This is a genomic window from Mesorhizobium sp. M6A.T.Cr.TU.014.01.1.1 (assembly GCF_004022765.1).
In the GTDB taxonomy this organism is placed as follows: domain Bacteria; phylum Pseudomonadota; class Alphaproteobacteria; order Rhizobiales; family Rhizobiaceae; genus Mesorhizobium; species Mesorhizobium mediterraneum.
Window position 1 is genome coordinate 129,027 of the sequence record NZ_RZPG01000002.1, and the last position, 19,948, is coordinate 148,974.

General features: G+C 62.0%; 28 protein-coding genes. All 28 read left to right on the forward strand.

The features are described from left to right. Positions 1–2 precede the first annotated feature (2 nt). A complete protein-coding gene (gene rplV, locus EN885_RS03090; RefSeq protein WP_006205462.1) occupies positions 3–392 on the forward strand; it encodes a 50S ribosomal protein L22 in 390 nt (129 codons plus the stop codon). Further along, entirely contained in the window at positions 392–1,117 is a 726-nt protein-coding gene (gene rpsC, locus EN885_RS03095) for a 30S ribosomal protein S3 (RefSeq protein ID WP_095488567.1), read from the forward strand. Before rplV ends, rpsC begins: the two co-directional genes overlap by 1 nt. 27 nt (positions 1,118–1,144) lie before the next feature. Further along, entirely contained in the window at positions 1,145–1,558 is a 414-nt protein-coding gene (rplP, locus tag EN885_RS03100; RefSeq protein WP_023799290.1) for a 50S ribosomal protein L16, read from the forward strand. Positions 1,559–1,571: 13 nt separating this feature from the next. Then, positions 1,572–1,772 (forward strand): 50S ribosomal protein L29, encoded by a 201-nt coding sequence (gene rpmC, locus EN885_RS03105; RefSeq protein WP_006205459.1) that lies wholly within the window; start codon positions 1,572–1,574, stop codon positions 1,770–1,772. An 11-nt stretch (positions 1,773–1,783) separates the two neighbouring features. Beyond that, positions 1,784–2,023 (forward strand): 30S ribosomal protein S17, encoded by a 240-nt coding sequence (gene rpsQ / locus EN885_RS03110; RefSeq protein WP_023799288.1) that lies wholly within the window; start codon positions 1,784–1,786, stop codon positions 2,021–2,023. Positions 2,024–2,094: 71 nt separating this feature from the next. Further along, positions 2,095–2,463, forward strand: coding sequence for a 50S ribosomal protein L14 (rplN, locus tag EN885_RS03115; RefSeq protein WP_006205457.1), 369 nt, complete (start codon positions 2,095–2,097; stop codon positions 2,461–2,463). Between the two features lie 12 nt (positions 2,464–2,475). Next, the gene (gene rplX / locus EN885_RS03120) at positions 2,476–2,790 is read left to right on the forward strand and encodes a 50S ribosomal protein L24 (RefSeq protein WP_013531428.1); all 315 of its coding nucleotides are present in this window, start codon (positions 2,476–2,478) and stop codon (positions 2,788–2,790) included. Continuing rightward, a complete protein-coding gene (rplE, locus tag EN885_RS03125) occupies positions 2,783–3,361 on the forward strand; it encodes a 50S ribosomal protein L5 (protein ID WP_095488568.1) in 579 nt (192 codons plus the stop codon). The genes rplX and rplE overlap by 8 nt, the downstream gene beginning before the upstream one ends. 27 nt (positions 3,362–3,388) lie before the next feature. After that, positions 3,389–3,694 carry a 30S ribosomal protein S14 gene (gene rpsN / locus EN885_RS03130; RefSeq protein WP_029352223.1) on the forward strand — a complete coding sequence of 102 codons (306 nt, stop codon included), beginning with the start codon at positions 3,389–3,391 and terminating at the stop codon, positions 3,692–3,694. Between the two features lie 12 nt (positions 3,695–3,706). Then, entirely contained in the window at positions 3,707–4,105 is a 399-nt protein-coding gene (gene rpsH / locus EN885_RS03135; protein ID WP_006205453.1) for a 30S ribosomal protein S8, read from the forward strand. 97 nt (positions 4,106–4,202) lie between these two features. Then, the gene (gene rplF, locus EN885_RS03140; RefSeq protein ID WP_023799285.1) at positions 4,203–4,736 is read left to right on the forward strand and encodes a 50S ribosomal protein L6; all 534 of its coding nucleotides are present in this window, start codon (positions 4,203–4,205) and stop codon (positions 4,734–4,736) included. 85 nt (positions 4,737–4,821) lie between these two features. Then, on the forward strand, positions 4,822–5,181 hold the full coding sequence (gene rplR / locus EN885_RS03145) for a 50S ribosomal protein L18 (RefSeq protein ID WP_029352225.1): 360 nt from the start codon (positions 4,822–4,824) through the stop codon (positions 5,179–5,181). 82 nt (positions 5,182–5,263) lie between these two features. Beyond that, complete coding sequence (gene rpsE, locus EN885_RS03150; protein ID WP_006333394.1) at positions 5,264–5,827, forward strand: 30S ribosomal protein S5; 564 nt, start codon at positions 5,264–5,266, stop codon at positions 5,825–5,827. 24 nt (positions 5,828–5,851) lie between these two features. Further along, positions 5,852–6,049 (forward strand): 50S ribosomal protein L30, encoded by a 198-nt coding sequence (gene rpmD / locus EN885_RS03155; protein ID WP_006205449.1) that lies wholly within the window; start codon positions 5,852–5,854, stop codon positions 6,047–6,049. 22 nt (positions 6,050–6,071) lie between these two features. Continuing rightward, positions 6,072–6,545, forward strand: coding sequence for a 50S ribosomal protein L15 (rplO, locus tag EN885_RS03160; RefSeq protein ID WP_095488569.1), 474 nt, complete (start codon positions 6,072–6,074; stop codon positions 6,543–6,545). A gap of 191 nt (positions 6,546–6,736) precedes the next feature. After that, complete coding sequence (gene secY, locus EN885_RS03165) at positions 6,737–8,077, forward strand: preprotein translocase subunit SecY (RefSeq protein WP_095488570.1); 1,341 nt, start codon at positions 6,737–6,739, stop codon at positions 8,075–8,077. Next, on the forward strand, positions 8,074–8,682 hold the full coding sequence (locus tag EN885_RS03170) for an adenylate kinase (RefSeq protein ID WP_127205468.1): 609 nt from the start codon (positions 8,074–8,076) through the stop codon (positions 8,680–8,682). Before secY ends, EN885_RS03170 begins: the two co-directional genes overlap by 4 nt. Before the next feature lie 191 nt (positions 8,683–8,873). Continuing rightward, on the forward strand, positions 8,874–9,242 hold the full coding sequence (gene rpsM, locus EN885_RS03175; protein ID WP_029352234.1) for a 30S ribosomal protein S13: 369 nt from the start codon (positions 8,874–8,876) through the stop codon (positions 9,240–9,242). Between the two features lie 157 nt (positions 9,243–9,399). Further along, entirely contained in the window at positions 9,400–9,789 is a 390-nt protein-coding gene (gene rpsK / locus EN885_RS03180; RefSeq protein ID WP_023799279.1) for a 30S ribosomal protein S11, read from the forward strand. A gap of 183 nt (positions 9,790–9,972) precedes the next feature. Beyond that, entirely contained in the window at positions 9,973–10,983 is a 1,011-nt protein-coding gene (locus tag EN885_RS03185; RefSeq protein WP_023799278.1) for a DNA-directed RNA polymerase subunit alpha, read from the forward strand. Positions 10,984–11,079: 96 nt separating this feature from the next. Further along, complete coding sequence (rplQ, locus tag EN885_RS03190) at positions 11,080–11,511, forward strand: 50S ribosomal protein L17 (protein WP_023799277.1); 432 nt, start codon at positions 11,080–11,082, stop codon at positions 11,509–11,511. A 192-nt stretch (positions 11,512–11,703) separates the two neighbouring features. Continuing rightward, positions 11,704–13,191, forward strand: coding sequence for a DegQ family serine endoprotease (locus EN885_RS03195; protein ID WP_127205467.1), 1,488 nt, complete (start codon positions 11,704–11,706; stop codon positions 13,189–13,191). Positions 13,192–13,241: 50 nt separating this feature from the next. Continuing rightward, positions 13,242–14,552, forward strand: coding sequence for a replication-associated recombination protein A (locus EN885_RS03200; RefSeq protein ID WP_128241075.1), 1,311 nt, complete (start codon positions 13,242–13,244; stop codon positions 14,550–14,552). Between the two features lie 87 nt (positions 14,553–14,639). Next, positions 14,640–15,017 carry a fluoride efflux transporter CrcB gene (crcB, locus tag EN885_RS03205; protein ID WP_029352249.1) on the forward strand — a complete coding sequence of 126 codons (378 nt, stop codon included), beginning with the start codon at positions 14,640–14,642 and terminating at the stop codon, positions 15,015–15,017. Between the two features lie 131 nt (positions 15,018–15,148). After that, the gene (locus EN885_RS03210; RefSeq protein ID WP_128241074.1) at positions 15,149–16,129 is read left to right on the forward strand and encodes an RluA family pseudouridine synthase; all 981 of its coding nucleotides are present in this window, start codon (positions 15,149–15,151) and stop codon (positions 16,127–16,129) included. A 50-nt stretch (positions 16,130–16,179) separates the two neighbouring features. Further along, entirely contained in the window at positions 16,180–17,055 is an 876-nt protein-coding gene (locus EN885_RS03215) for a DMT family transporter (protein WP_164897781.1), read from the forward strand. An 11-nt stretch (positions 17,056–17,066) separates the two neighbouring features. Next, a complete protein-coding gene (locus tag EN885_RS03220) occupies positions 17,067–17,858 on the forward strand; it encodes an ATP12 family chaperone protein (RefSeq protein ID WP_128241072.1) in 792 nt (263 codons plus the stop codon). Positions 17,859–18,031: 173 nt separating this feature from the next. Then, positions 18,032–19,921: an MFS transporter gene (locus tag EN885_RS03225; protein WP_095488577.1), complete on the forward strand. Its 1,890-nt coding sequence runs from the start codon at positions 18,032–18,034 to the stop codon at positions 19,919–19,921. Positions 19,922–19,948 lie beyond the last annotated feature (27 nt).

A 19,948-nucleotide genomic window follows, 5' to 3' on the forward strand; every position in this document is an offset into this window, starting at 1 on the left:
TCATGGGCAAGGCCAAAGCTCCGCGCAGGCTTGCTGATAACGAAGCGCGCGCCGTGTTGCGCACGATCCGTATCAGCCCGCAGAAGCTGAACCTGGTTGCCGCGCTGATCCGCGGCAAGAAGGTCGCGACAGCGCTTTCCGATCTCGAATTCTCGGCCAAGCGGATTTCCGGCACGGTCAAGAAGACGCTGGAATCGGCGATCGCCAACGCGGAAAACAACCACGACCTCGACGTCGATGCGCTGATCGTGGCGGAAGCCTATGTCGGCAAGTCGATCGTCATGAAGCGGTTCCATGCCCGTGGCCGTGGTCGCGCCAGCCGTATCGAGAAGCCGTTCTCGCACCTCACGATCGTCGTTCGTGAAGTCGAAGAAAAAGGGGAGGCCGCATAATGGGCCAGAAAGTCAATCCGATCGGTCTGCGTCTCGGCATCAACCGCACCTGGGATTCGCGCTGGTTCGCGAACACCGGCGAGTATGGCAAGCTGCTGCATGAGGACATCAAGATCCGCAAATATCTTGAGAAGGAACTCAAGCAGGCTGCGATTTCGAAGGTCGTGATCGAGCGTCCGCACAAGAAGTGCCGCGTCACCATTCATGCGGCGCGCCCGGGCCTGATCATCGGCAAGAAGGGCGCCGACATCGAGAAGCTTCGCAAGAAGCTGATGGAGATGACGAAGTCCGAGACGCATTTGAACATCGTCGAAGTGCGCAAGCCCGAGATTGACGCGACGCTGGTCGCCCAGTCGATCGCCCAGCAGCTCGAGCGCCGCATCGCGTTCCGCCGCGCCATGAAGCGCGCCGTGCAGTCTGCGATGCGCCTCGGTGCCGAAGGCATCCGCATCAACTGCGCCGGCCGTCTCGGCGGCGCCGAGATCGCGCGCATGGAATGGTACCGCGAAGGTCGCGTGCCGCTGCATACGCTGCGCGCCGATGTCGACTACGGCACGGCCGAAGCGCACACCGCTTACGGCATCTGCGGCGTCAAGGTCTGGGTGTTCAAGGGCGAAATCCTCGAGCACGACCCGATGGCTTCGGAGCGCCGTGCGACCGAGGGCGATCATGCGCATGGCGGTGGTGGTGAGCGCGAACGCGGTCGCCGTCGCGAAAACGCCTGAGACAGTTGAGAATTTGGAGTTAGAACGATGCTGCAGCCAAAGCGCACAAAGTTCCGCAAGCAGTTCAAGGGTCGTATCCACGGTGCCGCCAAGGGTGGCACCAATCTGGATTTCGGCGGTTTCGGGCTGAAGGCGCTTGAGCCGAACCGCGTCACCGCGCGTGAGATCGAGGCGGCCCGCCGCGCGATCACCCGCGAAATGAAGCGCGCCGGCCGCGTCTGGATCCGTATCTTCCCGGACGTGCCGGTGACGTCGAAGCCGACCGAAGTCCGCATGGGCAAGGGCAAGGGCGCGGTCGATTACTGGGCGGCGCGCGTCAAGCCAGGCCGCATCATGTTCGAGATCGACGGCGTCAATGAGGAAACCGCCCGTGAGGCGCTGCGTCTCGGCGCGGCCAAGCTCTCGGTCAGGACGCGCTTCGTACAGCGCATCGCAGAATAAGGACGGGCTGATCATGAAAGCCGAAGACATCCGGACCAAGACCCAGGACCAGCTGACCGACGATCTGGCCAGCCTGAAGAAGGAGCAGTTCAACCTGCGCTTCCAGAAGGCCACCGGCCAGCTCGAGAAGACCGCGCGCGTGAGGCAGGTCCGTAAGGACATTGCGCGTATCAAGACCATCGCTGCGGAAAAGTCCGCGGCTAAGAAGGCTTAAGGACGAAAACCATGCCAAAGCGCATTCTGCAGGGCACCGTCGTCAGCGACAAAAACGAGAAGACGGTTGTCGTCAAGGTCGAACGGCGCTTCACGCATCCCGTGATGAAGAAGACCGTGCGCATGACCAAGAAGTACAAGGCGCACGACGAGAACAACGCCCACAAAGTCGGCGATCAGGTGTTCATCCAGGAATCGAAGCCGATTTCCAAGGACAAGCGCTGGACCGTAGTGTCTTCGGACCAGGCGTAAACAACGAATTTTGGACAGACCGGGGAGGGGCTTTGAGCCCGTCCCGTTAGAAGAGAAGAAGGCGGCCAGTCATGATTCAGATGCAAACAAACCTCGACGTCGCGGATAATTCCGGCGCCCGTCGTGTCATGTGCATCAAGGTGCTGGGCGGCTCGAAGCGGAAATACGCTTCTGTGGGCGACATCATCGTGGTGTCGATCAAGGAAGCCATCCCGCGCGGCCGCGTCAAGAAGGGCGATGTGATGAAGGCGGTCGTGGTTCGCACGGCCAAGGACATCCGCCGCCCGGACGGCAGCGTGATCCGTTTCGACAAGAACGCGGCCGTTCTCGTCGACAACAAGAAAGAGCCGATCGGCACGCGTATCTTCGGACCGGTTCCGCGCGAACTCCGCGCCAAGAACCACATGAAGATCATCTCGCTCGCGCCTGAAGTGCTGTAAGGAGCCGGACCAATGCAGAAGATTAGAAAAGGCGACAAGGTCGTCGTGCTGGCCGGCAAGGACAAGGGCCGTTCGGGCGAAGTCCTCTCGGTACAGCCGAAGGAAGACACCGCGCTGGTGCGCGGCGTCAACATGATCCGTCGTCACCAGAAGCAGTCCCAGTCCCAAGAGGGCGGGATCATCACCAAGGAAGCGCCGATCCAGCTGTCGAACATCGCGCTGGCCGACCCCAAGGATGGCAAGCCGACCCGCGTCGGTTTCATCTTCCAGAAGGACGGCAAGAAGGTGCGCGTCGCCAAGCGCTCGGGAGAAGTCATCAATGGCTAAGTCTCAAACCAAGCAGGCGACTGCTCAGAACACGCCGCGCCTCAAGCAGGTCTACAACGAGACCATTCGCAAGGCGCTGCAGGAGCAGTTCGGCTACGAGAACGAGATGCAGGTTCCGCGCATCGACAAGATCGTGCTGAACATGGGCGTCGGCGAAGCCACCGGCGATTCGAAGAAGCCTTCGATCGCTGCGGAAGACCTTGCGATGATCGCCGGCCAGAAGGCCGTCGTCACCCACGCCCGCAATTCGATCGCCGGCTTCAAGGTCCGCGAAAAGATGCCGATCGGCGCCAAGGTCACGCTGCGCAAGGAACGCATGTACGAGTTCCTCGACCGCCTCGTGAACATCGCGCTGCCGCGCGTCCGCGACTTCCGCGGGCTCAATCCGAAGAGCTTCGATGGCCGTGGCAACTATGCCATGGGCATCAAGGAACACATCGTGTTCCCGGAGATCAACTACGACAAGGTTGATCAGATCTGGGGCATGGACGTCATCGTTTGTACGACTGCGAAGACGGACGACGAAGCCAGGGCATTGCTCAAGGCCTTCAACTTCCCCTTCCGCCAGTAACGGCAGCGAGAAAAGGAAAAATCTGAAATGGCAAAGACCAGCTCAGTCGAGAAGAACAACAGGCGCCGCAAGCTTGTGGACCAGTACGCTGCCAAGCGTAAGGCCCTCAAGGCGATCATCATGGATCAGTCCAAGCCGATGGAAGAGCGCTTCCGCGCTCAGCTGAAGCTTGCGGCACTGCCGCGCAACTCGGCCAAGATCCGCATCCGCAACCGCTGCGAAGTCACCGGACGTCCGCGTGCCTACTATCGCAAGCTCAAAGTATCGCGCATCGCGCTTCGGGATCTCGGCAATAACGGCCAGATCCCGGGCCTGGTCAAGTCGAGCTGGTAAGGAGGACATAACATGTCATTGAGCGATCCTCTCGGCGATATGCTGACCCGCATCCGCAACGCCTATGGCCGCAAGAAGTCGAGCGTTTCGACGCCGGCTTCGCGCCTGCGTACCCGCGTCCTCGACGTGCTGAAGGCGGAAGGCTATATCCGCGACTACAGCCAGACCGACTTCGACAACGGCAAGTCCGAAATCGAGATCGAGCTGAAGTATTTCGACGGTGCGCCGGTCGTGCGCGAAATCGCCCGCGTCTCGAAGCCGGGCCGTCGCGTCTACGTTTCGGCGAAGTCGATCCCGCACGTCGCCAACGGCCTCGGCATCGCCATCCTTTCGACGCCGAAGGGCGTGATGGCCGACCACGAAGCGCGTGAACAGAATGTCGGCGGGGAAATCCTCTGCCAGATCTTCTGATCTGGCAGCGAGATCCCGAAAAGTGGTTACCGGTTTTCGGGCAAGATCTCGCTCGAAAATAGAGACCTGAAACAAGAGAAGTGACGAGGACAACAAAATGTCTCGTATTGGAAAGAAACCCGTTTCGCTGCCGCAGGGCGTGACCGCGACCGTTGACGGCCAGACCGTCACGGCGAAGGGCCCCAAGGGTGAGCTGAAGTTCGTGGTGAACGACGAAGTGCTGGTCAAGATGGAAGGCAGCGAGATCGCTGTCCAGCCGCGCGACCAGACCAAGACCGCCCGCTCCAAATGGGGTATGTCGCGCACGCAGATCGTCAACATCCTGCAGGGCGTCAAGGACGGTTTCGAAAAGAAGCTCGAGATCACCGGCGTCGGCTATCGCGCCGCCATGCAGGGCAAGAACCTGCAGCTTGCGCTCGGCTTCAGCCATGACGTCGTCTACGAAACGCCGCAGGACATCACGATCACCGTGCCGAAGCCGACGGAAATCACCGTGACCGGCATCGACAAGCAGAAGGTCGGTCAGGTTGCTGCCGAGATCCGCGAATATCGCGGTCCCGAGCCGTACAAGGGCAAGGGCGTTCGTTACGCTGGCGAGAAGATCGTCCGCAAGGAAGGCAAGAAGAAGTAATTTCAACGCCGCGGGGAGCGGTCGCGGGAGGCTTGTCCTACCGCACAGGGTTGCCCCCGTTTTTTGAAGGCAAGGAACTGATATCATGGGCTCGAAAGAATCCACCCAACGCCGCGCTCAGCGCGTCCGCCGCCAGATCAAGAAGGTCGCAGGCGAGCGTCCGCGCCTGTCGGTCCACCGCACGTCGAAGAACATCTACGTGCAGGTCATCGACGACGCCAAGGGCCACACCATCGCTGCCGCCTCGACGCTGGAGAAGGACCTCAAGGGTTCGCTCAAGACCGGTGCCGACACTGCCGCCGCTGTCGCAATCGGCAAGTTGATTGCCGAGCGCGCTTCGAAGGCCGGCGTCAAGGAAGTTGTCTTCGACCGCGGACCGTACATCTATCACGGCCGCGTCAAGGCACTGGCCGAGGCTGCCCGTGAAGGCGGCTTGAGCTTCTAAAAAGTTTCGCCCCCGGCAACCCCACAGAGGGAACCGGATATCATCATCAACCGTGCTTCCGGAAAAAAACAAGGAACAGGATATGGCACAGGAACGTAGGGATGGCGGCCGCGGCCGTGATCGCGAAGAGCGCGACGACGGCATGGTGGACAAGCTCGTCCACATCAACCGCGTCGCCAAGGTCGTCAAGGGCGGCCGGCGCTTCGGCTTTGCAGCACTCGTCGTCGTCGGCGACCAGAAGGGCCGCGTCGGCTTCGGTCATGGCAAGGCGCGCGAAGTGCCTGAGGCGATCCGCAAGGCGACCGAATCGGCCAAGCGCGACATGATCTTCGTGCCGCTGCGCTCGGGCCGTACGCTGCACCACGACGTCGAGGGACGTTGGGGAGCCGGACGCGTTCTGCTGCGCGCTGCCAAGCAGGGTACCGGCATCATCGCCGGCGGGCCGATGCGCGCCGTCTTCGAGACGCTAGGCATGCATGACGTGGTTGCCAAGTCGATGGGTTCGTCGAACCCGTACAACATGGTTCGCGCCACCTTCGACGCGCTGAAGAGCCAGATGCATCCCAAAGATGTGGCCGCTGCGCGCGGCATCAAGTATTCGACCCTTCAGGCCCGCCGCGGCACCGCCGTTGCGGCCGAAGAATAGTCGATCTGACCAGGGATTTTGACCATGGCCAAGAAAGCAACCAAGACCATCACCGTCGAGCAGATCGGTTCGCCGATCCGCCGGCCGAAGGAGCAGCGCGCTACGCTGGTCGGCCTCGGCCTCAACAAGATGCACAAGCAGCGCACGCTGGAGGACACCCCCTCCGTGCGCGGCATGATCGCTGCCGTCCAGCATCTCGTCCGCGTCGTGGACGAGGGCTGAGCCAGAGCGCAGGAGAACTCAGATGAAACTCAACGATCTGCGTGACAAGGACGGCGCGACGCATTCCAAGAAGCGTCTCGGCCGCGGCATCGGTTCCGGCTCGGGCAAGACCGCCGGTCGCGGCGTCAAGGGTCAGAAGGCGCGCTCCGGCGTCGCCATCAACGGCTTCGAGGGCGGCCAGATGCCGCTCTACCGGCGTCTGCCGAAGCGTGGCTTCAACAACATCTTCGCCAAGAGCTTCACTGTCGTGTCGCTGGCCCGCATCCAGGCCGCGCTCGACGCCAAGAAGCTCGACGCCAAGACGACTGTGACGGCCGAAGCGCTGGTCGCTGCCGGCGTCATTCGCCGCGTCAAGGACGGCGTGCGCATCCTCTCCGACGGCGACATCAAGTCGAAACTCGCCTTCGACGTGGCCGGCGCCTCCAAGGCTGCCATCGAGAAGATCGAAAAGGCCGGCGGTTCGGTGAAGCTGCCGGAAAAGGCAGCCGCCGAGTAACGTCGATTTGAAGCGCGATCGGCAAGAGTGGGATACGTTTCGCTTTTGATTGCGCTTTGATCCGACCAATATGGCGGCCGCGTCAACGCGGCCGCTTGCATGTTTGCAGTCCGGAGCTTATCTCGTGAGCTTCGGTGACACGCGCCGCCTGAGTTGCGGGCCATCGAGCGTGACCAAGCGGAGAATCAGGCATGGCTTCGGCTGCTGAACAACTAGCCTCGAATCTGAATTTCTCGGCCTTCGCCAAGGCGGAGGATCTGAAGAAGCGCATCTGGTTCACCATCGGTGCGCTGCTCGTCTACCGCCTCGGCACCTATATCCCGCTGCCCGGCATCAATCCCGACGCTTTCGCCCAGGCCTTCTCGTCGCAGAGCAAGGGCGTGCTCGGCATGTTCAACATGTTCGCCGGCGGCGCCGTGGAGCGCATGGCGATCTTTGCCCTCGGCATCATGCCCTATATCTCCGCTTCCATCATCATGCAGCTGATGACCTCCGTCATCCCGTCGCTGGAAGCGCTGAAGAAGGAAGGCGAGCAGGGCCGCAAGGTCATCAACCAGTACACGCGCTACGGCACCGTGCTTTTAGCGCTGGTCCAGGCCTATGGCATTTCGGTCGGACTGGAAGGCGGCAACGGCATCGTCAGCGATCCAGGCATGTTCTTCCGCGTCTCGACGGTCATCACGCTGGTCGGCGGCACCATGTTCCTGATGTGGCTCGGCGAGCAGATCACCGCCCGCGGCATCGGCAACGGCATTTCGCTGATCATCTTTTCCGGCATCGTCGCCGGCCTGCCGCAAGCCATCTCCGGTACGCTGGAACTTGGCCGCACCGGCGCGCTGTCGACCGGCCTGATCCTGGCGATCATCGTTCTCGCCGTCGTCGTCATCGCGCTGATCGTGTTCTTCGAGCGCGCCCAGCGGCGCTTGCTGATCCAGTATCCGAAGCGCCAGGTCGGCAACCGCATGTTCCAGGGCGACACTTCGCACCTGCCGCTCAAGCTCAATACGGCCGGCGTCATTCCGCCGATCTTCGCCTCTTCGCTGCTGTTGCTGCCGGCGACGGTCGCAGGCTTCTCGCAGACCACCAACATGCCAGCCTGGGCCAGCACCGTGCTCGCGGCACTCGGCCATGGCCAGCCGCTCTACATGGCGTTCTATGCGGCGATGATCGTGTTTTTCGCCTTCTTCTATACGGCGATCGTCTTCAACCCGAAGGACACCGCCGACCAGCTCAAGAAGCATTCGGGTTTCATTCCGGGCTACCGTCCGGGCGAGCGCACGGCCGATTACATCGACTATGTTCTCACCCGCATCACCGTCGTCGGCGCCATCTATCTGGTGCTGGTGTGTCTGCTGCCCGAGTTCCTGATTTCAGCGACTGGCGTACCATTCTACCTCGGTGGCACATCGCTTCTGATCGTGGTCAGTGTAACGCTCGATACGGTGGCGCAGATTCAGGGTCACCTGATCGCGCATCAGTATGAGGGCCTGATCAAGAAGTCGAAGCTGCGCGGGGGGAAAAAGGCCAGATGAGGTTGATATTGCTTGGACCGCCAGGGGCGGGCAAGGGGACGCAAGCACAAAGACTGGTAGAAAAATACGGCATACCCCAACTCTCCACGGGCGATATGCTGCGCGCTGCTGTCCAGGCCGGCACCGATGTCGGCAAACGCGCCAAGGCGGTGATGGACGCGGGCGAACTGGTCTCCGACGCCATCGTCAACGCCATCGTGGCCGAGCGGATCGATCAGGCCGATTGCGCCGGGGGATTCATCCTTGACGGATACCCGCGAACCTTGGTGCAAGCGGACGCGGTTGAATCGATGCTCTCGGATCGCGGCCTCACGCTCGACGCTGTCATCGAACTCGTCGTCGACGACAAGGCACTGGTTGGTCGAATCGGCAAGCGCGCCGAACAGGCCAAGGCCGCGGGTCTGCCGGTACGCAAAGACGACAATCCGGCGGTGTTCGAAGAGCGCCTGAGGGAGTACTACAAGAAAACGTCGCCGCTGATCGGCTACTACTATGCCAAGGGCAAGCTGAGAGGTGTCGACGGAATGGCCGACATCGATGCGGTGACGCAACAGATCGAAGTGGTGCTCGCGGCCGCGACCCAAGGGGCGGCAAACGGAAAATAAACGATTACGCTTGACTGGAGCGGCTCGCTGGGGTATGGCGGCCCGTCTTCCTATCAGGCATGAGGCTTGCTTGCCCGCAAGGGCAAGGCAGCCGCTTTGAACTGGAAACTCCCGCATGGGCCGGCCTCCACCGGACGCGGGGCAACTTTGATAGCGCCGGCTTGTCCGGCCCACATGGAGAAGAGAAGAACATGGCTCGTATAGCTGGCGTTAACATTCCGACCAACAAGCGCGTCGTCATTGCGCTTCAGTACATTCACGGCATTGGCAAGAACTTCGCCCAGGAGATCGTCGACAAGGTCGGCATCCCGGCCGAGCGCCGCGTCAACCAGCTGACCGACGCGGAAGTGCTGCAGATCCGCGAGACGATCGACCGCGACTATCAGGTCGAGGGCGATCTGCGCCGCGAAGTGTCGATGAACATCAAGCGGCTCATGGACCTCGGCTGCTATCGCGGCCTGCGTCATCGCCGCTCGCTGCCGGTTCGCGGCCAGCGCACGCACACCAATGCGCGCACCCGCAAGGGCCCGGCCAAGTCGATCGCCGGCAAGAAGAAGTAATTTAGGGGAATATGGGAGTAGGGCAGTAAGGCAGTATGTAATGCGGCGCGGTTCGTCTGCGGCCAGACATACTCCCTACTGCCCTATTCCCCTACTCCCTTAGCAAGGTGGAGCCGCTGGCATTACGGCGGTGTAGAGATCAACTGAAAGGACCATCATGGCCAAGGAAGCCACACGTGTTCGCCGTCGCGAACGCAAGAATATCTCGTCGGGCGTTGCCCACGTCAACTCGACCTTCAACAACACGATGATCACCATCACCGACGCGCAGGGCAATTCGATTGCCTGGTCGTCGGCGGGAGCCCAGGGCTTCAAGGGGTCTCGCAAGTCGACGCCGTTCGCTGCCCAGATGGCTGCCGAAGACGTCGCCAAGAAGGCCCAGGAACACGGCATGCGCATGCTCGAGGTCGAGGTCTGCGGACCCGGCTCCGGTCGTGAATCGGCGCTGCGCGCGCTGCAGGCAGCCGGCTTCACCATCACCTCGATCCGTGATGTGACGCCGATCCCGCACAATGGCTGCCGCCCGCGCAAGAAGCGCCGCGTCTAAAGCATGTCGCCAAAAAGTGCGCAGCGGTTTTGGGGCAACGACATGCATAAAAACAGAGACCTAAAGCGCGACGCGCTTTAGGAAATTACCGAACGCCGCGCGAACGCCCAGTTGCGTTCCTCCACGGCATTCCAGGTCGCCCGCCACGATTGGATGGTGGCGGGTCAACGGAAGGAAAGTATTATGATCCAGAAAAATTGGCAGGAACTGATCAAGCCGAACAAGATCGAGTTTTCGTCGAAGAAGAAGACGCTGACCACGCTGGTCGCCGAGCCGCTCGAGCGCGGCTTTGGTCTTACCCTCGGCAATGCGCTGCGTCGCGTGCTTCTGTCTTCGTTGCGTGGCGCGGCTGTGACCGCCGTGCAGATCGACGGCGTTCTGCATGAATTCTCGTCCATCGCCGGCGTGCGCGAGGACGTGACCGACATCGTCTTGAACATCAAGGAAATCGCCATCCGCATGGAAGGCGACGGCCCCAAGCGCATGGTCGTGCGCAAGCAGGGACCGGGCGCCGTTCTCGCCGGCGACATCCAGACGGTCGGCGACGTCGAGATCCTCAACCCCGACCACGTCATCTGCACGCTGGACGAAGGCGCTGAAATCCGCATGGAGTTCACCGTCGATACCGGCAAGGGCTACGTTCCGGCCGACCGCAATCGCGCCGAAGACGCGCCGATCGGCCTCATCCCGGTCGACAGCCTCTACTCGCCGGTCAAGAAGGTTTCCTACAAGGTCGAGAACACCCGCGAGGGCCAGGTTCTCGACTATGACAAGCTGACCATGACGATCGACACCGACGGTTCGATCTCGGGCGAGGACGCGGTGGCTTTCGCCGCTCGCATCCTGCAGGATCAGCTTGGCCTGTTCGTCAATTTCGACGAGCCGCAGAAGGAAGTCGCCGCCGAGCAGGTGACCGAGCTTGCCTTCAACCCGGCGCTGCTCAAGAAGGTCGACGAACTCGAGCTTTCGGTGCGTTCGGCCAACTGCCTGAAGAACGACAACATCGTCTATATCGGCGACCTGATCCAGAAGACCGAAGCCGAGATGCTGCGCACCCCGAACTTCGGCCGCAAGTCGCTGAACGAGATAAAGGAAGTCCTGGCGGCAATGGGCCTGCACCTCGGCATGGAAGTGCCGGATTGGCCGCCGGAAAACATCGAAGACCTCGCCAAGCGTTACGAAGATCAATATTGAGCATGATCCCGAAAAGTTGCAGACTTTTCGGGCAAGATCATGCGGCTAACCAACTGAGGCTGTGGCCTCTTGAACCCGGAATGAAGGAGAAGAGCCATGCGCCACGGATTTAAAGGCCGCCGGTTCGCCCGCAGCATAAGCCATCGCAAATCGATGTTTGCCAACCTTGCCGTATCGCTCATCGAGCATGAGCAAATCCTCACCACATTGCCGAAGGCGAAGGATCTGCGTCCGATCGTCGAGAAGCTGGTGACGCTCGGCAAGCGCGGTGATCTGCATGCCCGCCGTCAGGTGATTGCCCAGATCGGCAATGAAGGCGTCGTCAAGCGTCTGTTCGACACGATCGCGCCCCGCTACGCCACCCGCAACGGCGGTTATCTGCGCATCATGAAGGCGGGCTTCCGCCACGGTGACAATGCCGCCATGGCGGTCATCGAGTTCGTCGATCGCGACACCTCGGCCAAGGGCGCCGGCGACCGTGCCCGCATCGAGGCCGAAGGCACCGACGAGGAAGCCGCAGCTGCATAAGCTTCGGTTTCTCCTGAGTGAGTTTAAGGGGCCTGCGGGCCCCTTTTCGCATTCCGGAAGCGGCAAGGAGCATTTGCTGCGACTTCTTGGCTCAGCTCATGCCTTTCCGCCCAAAATAATCGGATTTCAGCGCCTTAGCCTTTCATTTTGCACAATCGTCGGGACAATGGCGCCCGACCCGGAGGATTCGGAATGCACGTAAAACGGCTGTCCCTTGTTCTACTCTGCGCCTTGATGGCGCTGGCAGTCGTGCCGGCGGCCAGGCAGGCGCTGGCGCAGGACACCAAAGCCGATCCCGGCCTGTCCGATGTGCTGACCGACCTGCTGCGCGGCGCCGAAGGCGAAAATGCCACCTCCGGTCCAGACAAGCGCGTGCCATTCGGCCGCGAGGAGGTGCAACTGTCCTTCGCGCCGCTGGTCAAGCAGACGGCGCCGGCCGTGGTCAATGTCTATGCCTCGCAAACGGCCAAGATGAGATCGCCCTTCGACGGCGATCCGTTCTTCGAAGAGTTCTTCGGCCGTTCGCAGCCGCGTGCGCAGTCCTCGCTCGGCTCCGGCGTGCTGGTCGATCCGACGGGCATAGTGGTCACCAATTTCCACGTCATCAAGGATGCCGATCAGGTCAAGGTCGCTACCGCGGACGGGCGTGAATTCGACAGCAAGGTGCTGCTCAAGGACGAGACGCTTGACCTCGCTGTGCTCAAGATCTCCGCCGACAAGCCATTTCCGGTCGTCGCCATCGGTGATTCCGATGCGCTCGAGGTTGGCGACCTGTTGCTGGCCATCGGCAATCCCTTCGGTGTCGGCCAGACCACAACCAGCGGCATTGTTTCGGCGCTTGCCCGCAGCCACATCGGCGTTTCCGATTCCAGTTTCTTCATCCAGACCGACGCCGCGATCAATCCCGGCAACTCCGGCGGCGCGCTGATCAACATGGGCGGCCAGCTCGTCGGCATCAACACGGCGATCTACAGCCGTAGCGGCGGCTCGATCGGCATCGGCTTTGCTATTCCTTCCAACATGGTTCGCGCTTTTGCCGATGCGGCCAAGGCCGGGCGCGACTTCTTCGAGCGGCCCTATATCGGCGCCGAATTCGAGCGCGTGACGCCGCAGATCGCCGAATCGCTCGGCATGGAGACCTCGACCGGCGCGCTGGTCTCGTCTGTCGAAGCAGCAGGGCCGGCGGCCACGGCGGGGCTCAAGGCCGGTGACGTCGTGTTGTCGCTCAACGGCACGCCGGTCGAGAGTATCGAGGCGCTGGATTACCGGATGGCGACGCTGTCGATCGGCACCAGTGCCAGCTTCGCCGTGCTGAGCAAAGGCCAGCAAGCGACGATGGACATCGCGCTGCAGCGCGCTCCGGAAGGTGCAAAACTTGCGGAAGTGACGCTGCGCGGCCGCAGCCCGTTTTCCGGTGCCAAGGTTGCTGAACTGTCGCCTCGGCTCGCTCAGCGGCTAGGCATGCGCACGGATGCCAAGGGCGTTACCGTGATCGACATCAATCGTGGCTCGCCCGCAGCCGGCTTCGGCTTCCAGCCGGGCGACATCGTTCGCGAGGTCAATGGCTTGACCATCGATACCGCAGCGACCCTGGAACAGGCATCCATGCAGGAGACTCGCTGGTGGCGCTTTACCGTCGAGCGCGGCGGGCAGATACTGCGCCAGGTGTTGCGTTACTAAGCCCGAACTCGATCCTTCGGACGAGATCGCGCTCCAACGAAAAGAAGTGCATGGCCGATCTGTTCAGTGTCGATGAACCGGAAAAAGCGCCGCCCGGCAGGCCGCTGGCCGACCGACTGCGCCCGAAGAACCTTGCCGAGGTCGTTGGCCAGGAGCATCTGACCGGGCCTGACGGCGCACTGACGCGGCTCATCGGCTCAGGCTCGCTCGGCTCGATGATCTTCTGGGGGCCGCCGGGGACTGGCAAGACTACCGTCGCGCGGTTGCTTGCCGGCGAAACCAGTCTTGCCTTCGAGCAGATATCGGCGGTGTTTTCCGGCGTCGCCGATTTGAAAAAAGTGTTCGAGACGGCGAAGCTGCGTCGCACCAATGGCCGTCAGACGCTGCTTTTCGTCGACGAGATCCATCGCTTCAACCGCGCCCAGCAGGACAGTTTTCTGCCTGTGATGGAAGATGGCACTGTCGTGCTGGTTGGCGCCACCACCGAGAACCCGTCCTTCGAGCTGAATGCCGCGCTGTTGTCCCGCGCCCGCGTGCTGGTCTTCCATTCGCTCGGTGAGGACAGCATCGCCAAGCTGCTGGCGCGGGCGGAGGAGACCGAGGGCAGGGGGCTGCCGCTCGACGACGAGGCGAGGGCGATGCTCATCCGCATGAGCGATGGCGATGGCCGCGCGGCGCTGACGCTGGCCGAAGAGGTTTGGCGCGCCGCCAAATCAGGCGAGGTGTTCGGCGCCGAGGGCCTGCAGCGCATCGTCCAGCGCCGCGCGCCGATCTATGACAAGGGCCAGGACGGCCACTACAATCTGATTTCGGCGCTGCACAAATCGGTGCGCGGCTCCGACCCGGACGCCGCCCTCTATTATCTCGCCCGCATGTTCGACGCCGGTGAGGATCCGCTCTATCTCGGCCGCCGGCTGGTGCGCATGGCGATGGAGGATATCGGGCTGGCCGACCCGCAGGCGCTGGTCATCGCCAATGCCGCCAAGGATGCCTACGACTATCTGGGCTCGCCAGAAGGCGAGCTCGCTTTTGCCGAGGCCACCGTCTATCTCGCCAGCGCGCCCAAATCCAACGCCGTCTACACCGCCTTCAAGGCCGCCACACAGGCGGCGAAGGAGTTCGGCTCGCTGCTGCCGCCCAAACACATCCTCAACGCGCCGACCAAGCTGATGAAGGAAGAAGATTACGGCGCAGGCTACCGTTATGACCACGACGAGCCGGACGCTTTTTCCGGACAGGATTATTTTCCGGAAAAGATGGGCCGCCACACATTCTATGATCCGCCCGAGCGCGGCTTTGAACGCGATATCAGGAAACGGCTCGACTATTGGGCGAAGCTGCGCGGCGAGCGGAAAAAGTAGCCTCGTACGGTTTTTCCGCTCGGGACGGCGCCGCACGCTGAGCAGCAGGGATTGACCGAGGCCGTCCTGTAGGGGCAGTAGACGGCGATGATTAATCTCCTGCTTGTTGCCGCGGGCGGCGCTATTGGTGCGGGGCTGCGCCACGTCGCCAATTTCGTTGCGCTGCGTCTTGTCGGCCCGAGTTTTCCCTGGGGCACGATGGCGATCAACATCGTCGGCTCCTTTGCCATGGGCCTGTTCATCACGACCCTGGCGCGGCGCTACGGCGGATCGAACGAGCTTCGGCTGTTCGTTGCCACCGGCATCCTCGGCGGCTTCACCACTTTCTCCGCCTTTTCGCTCGATTTTGCGACGCTGTGGGAGCGTGGCGCGACGCTGCCGGCGTTCGGATATGCCCTTGCCAGCCTCATTGGCGCGATCATTGCCCTGTTTCTGGGTCTTTGGCTCGCAAGAAGCCTGCCTTAATGCTATTGCCCCCGCTTGCAGCACCTCGCGTCCCTTAGGACGCGCAAAGACGCTGTAGCATTTTGATTTGCGCACGACCCTTTCCGAAAATCGATTTCAGGTCATGCGCTAGAAACGGGTAAAACGAGACAATGGCAGGTGTTGAACAGATCACGGTGGAGGCCGGCGAGGCGGGCATGCGGCTCGACCGCTGGTTCAAGACCCATTTTCCGGGTCTTGGCTTCGGCCATCTGCAAAAACTGCTGCGTTCCGGCCAGATCCGTGTCGATGGCGGCAGGGTGAAGGCCGATACCCGCGTCGAGCCCGGCCAGATGGTCCGCATCCCGCCGCTCGAGGTGGACAAGAAGGGTGAAAGCGCGCTCACTGGTCACTCGATCCGCAACCAGGGCGACGCCGACGTCCTGGCCAAGATGCTGATCCATGAAGATCCGAAAGTCTTCGTCTTCAACAAGCCGGCCGGCCTTGCCGTTCAGGGTGGCTCGGGCGTCACCCGCAATGTCGACGACATGCTGGAAGCCTGGCGCAGCCAGAAGGGCGAGAAACCACGCCTGGTGCATCGGCTCGACCGCGACACGTCAGGCGTGCTGGTCGTCGCCCGCACCAGGCTCGCCGCCATGAAGCTCGCCGAGGCGTTCCGGGCGCGTGAAACCAAGAAGACCTATTGGGCGCTGGTCAAGGGCGTGCCGCCGAAGCGCGAGGACAAGATCTCGACCTGGCTGATCAAGGAGCCGACGCCGGACGGCGACCGCGTGCGCGTCGCCAAACATGGCGAAAAGGGCGCCGACCATGCGGTGTCTTACTACCGTATTATCGAGCAGGCGGCGCAGACGATGACCTGGCTGGAGATGGAGCCCTATACCGGCCGCACCCATCAGCTTCGCGTCCATGCCGCTCACATCGGCTCCCCGATCATCGGTGACCCCAAATATTTCGAGGCCGACACCAATTGGGATTTTCCCGGCGGCATGCAGAACCGCTTGCATCTGCACGCGCGCCGCATCGTCATCCCGCATCCCGACAAGGGTTTTATCGACGTCACCGCACCGATGCCGCCGCATATGCGCCAGAGCTGGAACCTGATCGGCTTCGACGACGCAAGCGCAGAGGACTAGGGCCTGTGGGTATCGCCACCGATACGCTCGACCGCCGCGACACGGTCGACATGGCGGCCGCCGCCATCATGGTCGGGCTGACCTTTTCCTGGGGGCTGAACTATGTCGCCGCCAAGATCTCCTATGCCGGCTACGATCCCGTTTTCCTGTCGATCGCACGGTCGGTCATTGGCGGGCTATGCGTTCTCATCTGGTGCCGCTGGCGCGGCATTGTGCTTTTTACCCGCGACGGAACGCTTGTCGCCGGTATTCTGGCAGGCGCGCTTTTTGGTCTCGAGTTCCTGTTTCTCTATGTCGGGCTCGAACAGACGACCGTCGCGCGCAACACCTTGCTGGTCAATACCATGCCGTTCTGGGTGCTGGTCGGCGGGCATTTCCTGCTGGGCGAACGCATCACCGTGCGCCGGCTCGTCGGCCTTCTGCTCGCTTTCACCGGATTGGTAGCGGTGTTCTCCGACCAGCTGAGCGCCGACAATGGTTCGACACTGACCGGTGATCTGCTCAGTCTCGGCGCCGGCATTCTCTGGGCCTTGACCTACATCGTCATCAAGCGGACGAAATTGGCGGAAACGAGCGCCGAGAAATTGCTGCTCTACCAACTGGCCGGCGCTGCCGTGGTAGGCGCCTTGGTGCTGCCTTTCGCCGGGCCGCCCGTCCGCGACTTCGCCGCCTTGCCGACCTTGGCCCTGCTTTTCCAGGCGGTCTACATCGTTGCGTTCACCTATGTGCTGTGGTTCTGGCTGATCAGGCGCTATCCGGCATCGGGCCTCTCGAGCTTCACCTTCCTGTCGCCGGTGTTCGGCGTTCTGTGCGGCGCCATCTTCTTGAACGAGCCGCTGAGCGTTCGTATTTTCCTGGCACTCGGCCTCATCGCAGCCGGCCTGATCATCGTGAACCGGCCAGCCCGAAAACAGATCCCCGGATGAAAGGCTCCGGCATGCGCGATATCCTCAACGACCTCGAAGCGGGAAAGCAGCTTTCCGATCCGGATCCGGTGCGCCGTGCCCAGATCCAGATGAAGACGCACTTGCCGAAACGCTTCTACAAAGCCGTTTCGGTCGCACCGGCCGAAGATGGTTTTAACATTCATCTCGATGGCAAGCCGGTCCGCACGCCGGGCAAAGCGCTGCTGGTCCTGCCGACCGAAAAAGCGGCCGCTCTGGTCGCCGACGAGTTCGCCGCGCAAGGTGAGACTATCGACCCGGTGACGATGCCGGTCATGCGTCTGGTCAATACGGCCATCGACGGCGTCGCCAGCGACCCGCAAGCGGTGCTGGAGGACATCCTGCGTTTCGCCTCGTCCGATCTGCTCTGCTATCGCGCCGACGCTCCACAAGGGCTGGTCGACCGGCAGAACGAACATTGGGATCCCATCATCGACTGGGCGCGGCGCGCGCTTGGCGCCAGGTTTCACCTCGCCGAAGGGGTGATCCATGTCGAGCAGCCGCGTGAGAGCATTGCGGTGCTCGGGGTTCATCTTGCCCAGCGTGCCGACCCGCTACGGCTGGCGGCCATCCACGTCATGACGTCGCTGACAGGATCGGCTCTGCTGGCTCTGGCCGTCGATTTCGGCGAGATCGACGGCGACGCCGCCTGGACTGCCGGCCATGTCGACGAGGACTGGCAGGCCGAGCACTGGGGCCATGACGCGGAAGCTGTCGCGAGCCGCTCGGCCCGCAAGCGCGACATGATGGCCGCCGTCGGCCTGCTCGAGGCACTCAAAGCCTGACCGCAATCGCCGCCCGCGTTGCATATTGGACCAAAGTCATAATCCCAAAGACGGCCTGCCTCTGGGCGGCGCTTTCTGTCATTTCTTGCGGCGGTAGCTGCGCGAGTTCCGTGTCCTGAGGCACGACACCGCGCAGCATCAAGCACAGCGAGATATCACGGGAGGACGAATTCATGGTAATGGCAGCGACCGCCGGCAGAGCAAGCCGCGGCATGACGCGGGAAGAGAAGAAAGTCATCTTCGCTTCCTCACTCGGCACCGTTTTCGAATGGTATGATTTTTATCTCTACGGCACTTTGGCGGCCGCGATCGGCGCCGCGTTCTTCACGCAATATCCCGAAACAACGCGCAACATCTTCACGCTGCTGGCTTTCGCCGCGGGCTTCCTCGTGCGCCCATTCGGGGCGCTGGTGTTTGGCCGCATCGGCGATCTCGTCGGCCGTAAATACACCTTTCTCGTTACCATCCTGATCATGGGTCTGTCGACCTTCCTGGTCGGCATACTTCCTGGCGCAGCCAGTTGGGGCATCGCGGCGCCGATCATCCTGGTTGCACTGCGCATGCTGCAAGGCCTGGCGCTGGGTGGCGAGTATGGCGGTGCTGCGACCTACGTCGCCGAGCACGCTCCCGACGATCGTCGTGGCTTCTACACGTCGTGGATCCAGACGACAGCCACGCTCGGCCTGTTCCTGTCGCTGATCGTCATCCTGATCGTGCAGAATTCGCTGAGCAAGGAAGACTTCGCGGCCTGGGGCTGGCGCATACCGTTCCTGGTCTCTGCGGTCCTGCTGGGCATTTCGGTCTGGATACGCCTGTCGCTTGCCGAATCGCCGACATTCCAGCGGATGAAGGATGAAGGTAAGGGCTCCAAGGCGCCACTGACGGAAGCGTTCGGCCAATGGAAAAATGCCAAGATCGCCATTTTGGCGCTTCTCGGCCTTACTGCTGGCCAGGCCGTGGTTTGGTACAACGGGCAGTTCTACGCACTGTTCTTCCTGCAGAACGTGCTCAAGGTCGACGGCCAGTCGGTCAACATCATGATCGCCATCGCGTTGGCGCTCGGCACGATCTTCTTCGTCGTGTTCGGCTGGCTCTCCGACAAGATTGGCCGCAAGCCGATCATCATGGCGGGCCTGGCGCTGGCGATCGTCACCACATTTCCGCTGTTCAAGGCGCTGACCTGGGCAGCCAATCCGGCGCTCGCCACTGCGCAGCAAAACACCCGTGCCACGATTACCGCTGCGCCTGGCGACTGCAAGTTCCAGTTCAATCCGACTGGAACGCGCAAGCCTCTCACGTCGTGCGATATTGCGACGGACTTCCTCGCCAAGAGCTCCGTGCCCTATGACATTGTCACGACAGCGGCTCCGGGGACCGCGGCCAGTGTCAAGATCGGCGCCGAAACGGTGGCGTCCTATGATGCCGTGGCAGCCGCAGACAAGGCAACGTCAAGCGACGCCGCCTTCAAGAAGGCAATCAACATTGCGTTGCAGGACGGCGGCTACCCGCTCAAGCGTGCTGCAGCCAAGGTCGCCGACCAGAAGCTTGACGCCTTCGTCGCGGCCAACCCGGAACTGAAGCTCGACGCCGCCGCAATCCGTGCCGGCGACAAGACGACGGTTGCGGTCGACCAGGCGATCAAGGACAAGCTGCTGACGGCCGATGAGGCTGCGGCGGGAGCGCCCGAGATCACCGTCTACAACGTCCCGGAAGCAGGCGCCTTTGCGATGTTTGCCGACCCTGCACAGGTCAACTGGGCAAAGGTCATCGGCATCCTGTTCATCCTGGTCCTTTACGTGACCATGGTCTACGGACCGATCGCCGCGATCCTGGTCGAGATGTTCCCGACACGCATCCGCTATACCGGCATGTCGTTGCCCTATCACATCGGCAATGGCTGGTTCGGTGGCCTGCTGCCAGCAACGGTGTTCGCGCTCAGCGCCTACAAGGGCGACATCTATTACGGCCTCTGGTATCCGGTGGTGATCGCGGCGATGTCGCTGATCATCGGTATGATCTTCGTCAAGGATACGCTGGGAACGAACTTGCACGCCAAGACCTGATCCTGGCCTGACGGCGAAAATGACAAG